Below are 6,142 nucleotides of genomic sequence, written 5' to 3' on the forward strand. Positions count from 1 at the left end.
GCTAAAGCACTTGCCCGTTATCTGGTCCAGTGCGCATTCTGCTGGGGTGAGCAACGACGTCATGTTGGAATCGGCGAGCACGCTGCACGGTCAGCTGCAGCGTGGACTCGGGAGGGCCGCGCGCCGCGCGGCGGACAAGCCCGGCGCGGGCGAGTACGTGTACGCCTGCGTCCGGAGCGATCCGCGCTGGGATCGGCAGTGCGAGTCACGGCGGCTGTACTACGCCCGGTTGATGGTGGATCTGGAGCTGCCGGTGGGGCCGGTGGCGGAGCATCTCTTCGCTCCGTCCGACCATACGGACCCCGACGAGTGGCGGGTGGACCTGGCGCTGGGCGTGCTGGCCGACCTGGTGCGGCTGAGCCGGCGGGAGGCCGCCGGGCCGCTGCGCCGGTACGCCGAGGAGGGCGCGCAGTGGTTCGACGCGGTGGCCGAGCTCATCGATCTTGAGGATCCCTCGCTGGCGGTGGGGCTGGACGCCCTGGTCGCCGCGCGGTGCGACGACGCCGACCTGGCGCTGCTGGTCCCGGGCCGGTACAACCCGGTGATCGAGGCGTGGGCGGCGAGGCAGCCGCGGGTGGCCGACGCGCTGGCGCGGCAGCGGGAGGCGGGACGGGCGGCGCGCCGCGCGATGGTCCCTTCCCCCGGGAAGGACGCGCAGAGCGAGGCCGAGTTGCTGGATCTGGCGCGGCGGCGTGGCGAAGGCTCCATAGCGGCGATATTCGAGCTGGGGCGCCGCCGGACGCTCGCCCTGCTGGACCTCGCGGAGGAACTGCTGCCCCAGCGGCCGAGCAGGTTCGGCGGCGCGGTGTGCCGGGCGTTGCGGGAGTACGGGCCGGAGACCCTTCCGCGGGCGCGGATGTGGGCGGCGCAGCGCGGCGGCTGCGCGGACATGGGGCTGCGCATCCTCGCCCGCTACGGCACCCGCCAGGACATCCCCCTGCTGATGGACGAGCTGAACGCGGCGGTCGCCCGGCGCGACTGGGCCGACGCCGCGAGCCCGATCGAAGGACTGGGCCGGCTGCGCGCGGGCGAGGCCGTCCCGCTGTTGAAGACCGCTTGGACCGAATCCACCTATGCCTATCTGAGACCCCGCATCCTGACCGCGCTGACGAGAACCGCCCCGCACACCGCCGAGTCCTACGCCGTCGAAGGGCTGTGGGACTGCGAGGAGGGCGTCCGGGCCGAGGCCGCCCGGACCGCGCCGCTGACCGGCGAGACCTCGCTGCGGCTGCAGCGGCTCCATCACGACGGCGCCGAGGACCCCGGCGTCCGCGCCGCCGCCGGCGCCCGCATGATGCCCTGAGGCCCCTGCTGTTCCGAGCCCGGATGAACCCCTCCGGGGCGGGGCGCGTATTCCTTCCTCGAATCGCGCGTCTCACCCCGGAGAGGAAGAGCGATGGGTTCCCGACACCATCTCGGCTTGTTGAAGACGGTGCCGCTCTGCGCGGCCGTGCTGGCGATGCCGCTGGCGGCCGGCTGCTCCGCCGGGTCGGACGCCTCCGGCGGCAAGACCGCCGAGCCGGCGAGCCTGGCCGAGCTGGCGCAGCGGACGGACTGCTCCCTGACCGGGAAGCGCAAGGTCGAGGATCTGGAGCAGGGGAACTGCAAGACCGCGCGAGGACGCTACGTGCTGCTCAGCTTCACCTCCGACACCGGCATGAACGCCTGGCTGGAGGAGGCCAAGCCCTGGGGCGGGACGTATCTGGTCGGGGCGCGCTGGGTGGCGGTCAGCCAGCAGCAGACCCTGGAGTCGCTGCGCGGGGACCTCGGCGGCAGGATCGTCCAGGGTGACGGCCACGGTCCCGGGCACGGCTCGGGGCACGGCTGAGCGCGGGTCAGGCGCGGCCTGCCGCGCTCCCCTCGCTGGTGCCCTCCTCGCCCCGCACGAGCAGGACGCTCCACCGCTCCAGGGCGGGGCCCAGGCGGGCCAGGACGCGCCGTCCCGCCAGCCCGCGGCGGACGATGCCCGGATGCCACAGCGGGTGCCGCGGGCCGTCGACGACGACGCGGACGGCCGCGACCGGCAGCGGTCCGGCGCGCTCGGCGACGAGCGCCGACTCCATGTCCGCCAGCCGCGCGCCCTGGGCCGCCAGCAGGGCGCGCTCGGCGCCCCGGACGACGCGGTCGGTGGTGACCAGCGGGCCGACCTGCGCGCTCAGCCCGTCCCGGATGAGCTCCTCGGCGAGCAGGCGCGGCGCGGCGCACGGCACCGCCTTCCCGCCCGCGCCGACGCCGCGGATCTCGTCGGCGACCAGGACGTCGCCCGGCCGCAGCCGCTCGTCGAGCGCCCCGCCGAACCCGGCGACGACGACGGCGGCGCAGGCGGCCGGGAGCCGGTCGGCCCGCCGCGCCCGGTAGCCGACGACCACGACCGGCGTCCGGGTGAGCCCGCGCCGGACCGCGCGCGCCTCCATGCCGAGCGCGGCGCACACCACCGGGCCGAGCATCGGCGCTTCCACGGCGTCGTCCCAGCCCGCCCCTCCGGCGGCGCCCGCCCCTTCGGTGAAGTTCACCCGTCCAGCGAAACACGAGGTCATCCCGAGATCCAGCGCGCTCACCGCGCGGGGCGACATCCGCTCACCGCGCAGTGCGACGTCCGCTCACCGCGAGGTGCCGGATCCGCGCCGCGGAGATCCGCCTCGCGGAGGGCGCGCACCGCGGTCCCGCCCGCCTAGACTCCCCGGCATGACCTCGACCTCCTTTCCCCTTCGGCGGAAGCTGGCCGTTCTCCCGTTCGTCCTGCTGCCCCTCGGCGCCGCGGCCGCGTGCGGCGGCGAGAACAGCAAGACCTCCTGCGACGTCAACTCCTGCACGGTGACCTTCGACCGCGGCGTCGAGGCGAGCGCGTCCATCCTCGGCGTGAAGGCCGAGCTGGTGAGGGTGCAGGGCGAGATGGTCACCCTCAAGATCGGCGGGCAGACGGTGACGGTGCCGGCCGGGGACGGGCAGCAGGCCGAGGGCTTCGACGTCTCGGTGCAGTCCGTCACCAAGGACCAGGTGGTGGTGAAGATCTCCAACAACGGCTGATCCGGTCTAGGATTCGCTCATGCGTTCGATCAGCACGGCGGAGCGGCGGGCCCGGCTCGCGCTCCGCCACCGGCTCGCCGTCCCGGCCCGGACCGACGACGTCCTCGACATCGTCCGGTCCCTGGTGGTGCTGCACGCCACGGACCCGGCCACCGTCCACCTGTCGGTCGCGGCCCGCAGCGTCCACGCCGTCCCGGCGGCGGTGGAGAAGGCCCTGTACGACGACCGCACGCTGCTGCGGATGCTCGCGATGCGCCGGACGATGTTCGTCGCGCCGACGGAGCTGGTCCCGGTGCTCCAGGCGTCCACGGCGAACGGGCTGGCGGCCAGACAACGCGCGCGGTACACGAAGATGATCGAGCGCGGCAGCGACGTCACCGACGCGGCGGCCCTGTTCGCCCGGGCCGAGGAGGCCGCCCACGAGGCGCTGCTGGCGCGCGGCCAGGCGACGGGCGCCCAGATCAGCGCCGACGTGCCGCTGCTGCGGACCCAGGTCGAGATGGCGCCCGGAAAGTCCTACTCGCGGACCACGGGCATCACCACCTGGGTCCTGGTCACGCTCGGCTGCGAGGGCCGCATCGTGCGGGGGCGGCCGAACGGGTCGTGGACGAGCAGCCAGTACGTGTGGTCGCCCGTCGAGGCGTGGCTGCCCGGCGGCATCGAGGCGATCCCGGCCGCCGAGGCCCGCGCCGACCTCGTCCGCCGCTGGCTGCGCGCGTTCGGGCCCGCGCCGGTGGCCGACCTGAAGTGGTGGACGGGCTGGAGCGCCGGCGACGTCAAGAAGGCCCTCGCGCTCCTGGACGTCACCGAGGTCGACCTCGGCGGCGCCGCCGGCCTCGTCCTGTCCGACGACCTGGAGCCCGAGCCCGGGCCGGAGCCGTCGGCGGCGCTGCTGCCCGCGCTCGACCCGACCCCGATGGGCTGGCAGGAGCGCGGCTGGTTCCTCGGCCCCCACGGCCCGCTGCTGTTCGACCGCAACGGCAACATCGGGCCGTCGGTCTGGTGGGACGGCCGCATCGTCGGCGGGTGGGCGCAGCGCAGGGACGGCGAGATCGTCGTCCGCCTCCTGGAGGACGTCGGCGCCGACGCGGAGGCCGCCGTCGAGCGGGAGGCGGAGCGCATCGCGGAGTGGTACGGCGACGTCCGCGCGATCCCCCGGTTCCGCACCCCGCTGGAGCGCGAGCTGACGGCCTGAGCCGGAGCCCCGCCTCCAGCGGCCCCGACCGGAACCGACCGGGGTCGGGCCTTCAGAAGTAGGGGCCCGCAGTGGTCACGGCCCGGCGATCGGCCCCGCTGCGCCGGAGGAAGGTCACGACGAAGGCCAGGGCGGCGAGGCCGCCGAGGCCGAGCGCGGCCAGCAGGCTGAGGCCGAGGTAGCCGTTGGCGGTGTCGTCCGGCGTCACGAGGATCGGCCCGTCGGCGCCGCGGCACGTCAGCCGGGCGTCGCCCGTCACCGGCGCTCTGAACGTGGCGGTGTAGCGGTAGGACGCGTGGTCGGAGGCGCTCCAGGAGTTCTTGCGCGTGAGCTGGACGAGTCCGGACCGCTCCCCCGCCTCGACCCGGCACGCGTAGGGGGAGGCGCCGCCCTCCCGGACGTAGACGAAGTAGCCGTAGCCCTCTTTGAGCCGGACGGTCACCCCGGACGCCGGGTCGCCCGCGGCCGCCGGGCCTTCGGCGACCTCCGAGTCGTCCCACAGGAACGCCAGCACCGTGGCGAACCCGATCACGGCGGCCAGGACGAGGACGACCGGCAGCGCGTACCACCCGGCGCTCGGGCCGACGCGCCGCCGCTGCGGCGTCCAGCCCTCTCCCGGCGGGCCCTGTCCCGGCCGGCCCGGTTCCATGGGCGGCGGTCCCATCGGTGGGTTGGACCCGGGCCACATGTCTTCTCCCCCTGCGGAACGCCTGTGCCGGACGACCACGATCTCAGAGAACCGACCGCCCCGCCAGACGGCCTCCTGTAAGGGGCCGCTGACGGAAGGGTTGGGGAATGTCTGTAACGTCCCCCTGGACAGAGGAGGTGCATGTGGCGGCACTGCCCGGCCTGGCCCCCGGCACGCTCCCGCCCGAGGCCGCCGCGCTGCGGGCCCGGGTGCGGGAGTTCCTGGCCGAGACCCCCTTCACGGCCCGCTGCGACAGCTGGCTCACCGGCGCCGACCCCGCCTTCAGCCGGCTGCTGGGCGAGCGGGGCTGGCTGGGCATGACGCTCCCCGAGCGCTACGGCGGGCACGGGCGCTCACCGCTGGAGCGGTTCGTGGTGATCGAGGAGCTGCTGGCCGCCGGGGCCCCGGTGGGCGCGCACTGGATCGCCGACCGGCAGACCGGCCCGTCCATCCTGGCCCACGGCACCGAGGAGCAGAAGAGGCGGTTCCTGCCGCCGATCGCGCGCGGCGAGTGCTTCTTCGCGATCGGGATGAGCGAGCCCGACTCGGGCTCCGACCTGGCGTCGGTCCGGACCCGCGCCGAGCGCGAGGGCGGCGGGTGGCGGCTGCACGGCACCAAGGTGTGGACGAGCGGCGCCCACCTCGCGCACGCGATCCTCGTCCTGGCCCGGAGCGCGCCCCGCTCGCAGGACCGGCACGCGGGCCTCAGCCAGTTCATCGTGCCCCTGCCGGACGACCGCGTGACGATCAGGCCGATCCGGGGGCTGTCCGGCGAGCACCACTTCAACGAGGTCGTCCTCGACGGCGTCCTCGTGCCGGACGCGCTCGTCCTCGGCCGTGCCGGGGACGGGTGGCGGCAGGTCACCGCCGAGCTGGCCCACGAGCGCAGCGGCCCCGAACGGCTGCTCAGCACGTTCATGCTCATCCGGCTCCTGCACGGCCGCGCCGCGGGTCCCGCCGAGCGGCGGACGCTCGGCGCGCTCACGGCGCGCCTGTGGGCGCTGCGGCAGGCATCGCTGGGGGTGGCGGGGGCCCTCGCCCGGGGCGAGACGCCCGAGCTGTCCGCGGCGCTCGTCAAGGACCTCGGGACGCGGTTCGAGCGCGAGGTCGTCGAGGCGGCGCGCGAGCACGCGGGCGTGGGGCTGGTCGTGCTGTGGGACGACGGCGACGACGTCCACGCCGAGCCGCACGCGCCGTATCCGCATCCCCGCGACGTGCTCGCCCTGCGCGCG

General features: G+C 75.2%; 7 protein-coding genes. 5 read left to right on the forward strand and 2 right to left on the reverse strand.

Translation table 11 applies throughout. The features are described from left to right. Positions 1-46: 46 nt before the first annotated feature. Positions 47-1,303 (forward strand): hypothetical protein, encoded by a 1,257-nt coding sequence (locus AB0K37_RS22955; protein WP_363984260.1) that lies wholly within the window; start codon positions 47-49, stop codon positions 1,301-1,303. A 117-nt stretch (positions 1,304-1,420) separates the two neighbouring features. Beyond that, the gene (locus AB0K37_RS22960; protein ID WP_363984262.1) at positions 1,421-1,828 is read left to right on the forward strand and encodes a hypothetical protein; all 408 of its coding nucleotides are present in this window, start codon (positions 1,421-1,423) and stop codon (positions 1,826-1,828) included. A gap of 7 nt (positions 1,829-1,835) precedes the next feature. Here the strand turns inward: AB0K37_RS22960 and AB0K37_RS22965 are convergent, their stop codons facing one another. Continuing rightward, positions 1,836-2,513, reverse strand: coding sequence for a hypothetical protein (locus AB0K37_RS22965; RefSeq protein WP_363984264.1), 678 nt, complete (start codon positions 2,511-2,513; stop codon positions 1,836-1,838). 172 nt (positions 2,514-2,685) lie between these two features. On the opposite strand from AB0K37_RS22965, the gene AB0K37_RS22970 reads away from it, so the two are divergent. Together AB0K37_RS22970 and AB0K37_RS22975 are read left to right on the forward strand one after the other, a co-directional pair. Then, the gene (locus AB0K37_RS22970; protein ID WP_363984266.1) at positions 2,686-3,027 is read left to right on the forward strand and encodes a hypothetical protein; all 342 of its coding nucleotides are present in this window, start codon (positions 2,686-2,688) and stop codon (positions 3,025-3,027) included. 19 nt (positions 3,028-3,046) lie between these two features. Then, on the forward strand, positions 3,047-4,222 hold the full coding sequence (locus tag AB0K37_RS22975) for a winged helix DNA-binding domain-containing protein (protein ID WP_363984268.1): 1,176 nt from the start codon (positions 3,047-3,049) through the stop codon (positions 4,220-4,222). A 52-nt stretch (positions 4,223-4,274) separates the two neighbouring features. Here the strand turns inward: AB0K37_RS22975 and AB0K37_RS22980 are convergent, their stop codons facing one another. Then, entirely contained in the window at positions 4,275-4,871 is a 597-nt protein-coding gene (locus tag AB0K37_RS22980; protein WP_363984270.1) for a hypothetical protein, read from the reverse strand. A 182-nt stretch (positions 4,872-5,053) separates the two neighbouring features. Between AB0K37_RS22980 and AB0K37_RS22985 the strand changes: the two genes are divergently transcribed. Continuing rightward, positions 5,054-6,142: acyl-CoA dehydrogenase family protein (locus AB0K37_RS22985; RefSeq protein ID WP_363984272.1), on the forward strand; the 1,089-nt coding region annotated here is incomplete at its 3' end.

Origin of the sequence: Actinomadura sp. NPDC049753 (assembly GCF_040674655.1) — a bacterium.
GTDB classification, from domain to species: domain Bacteria; phylum Actinomycetota; class Actinomycetes; order Streptosporangiales; family Streptosporangiaceae; genus Spirillospora; species Spirillospora verrucosospora.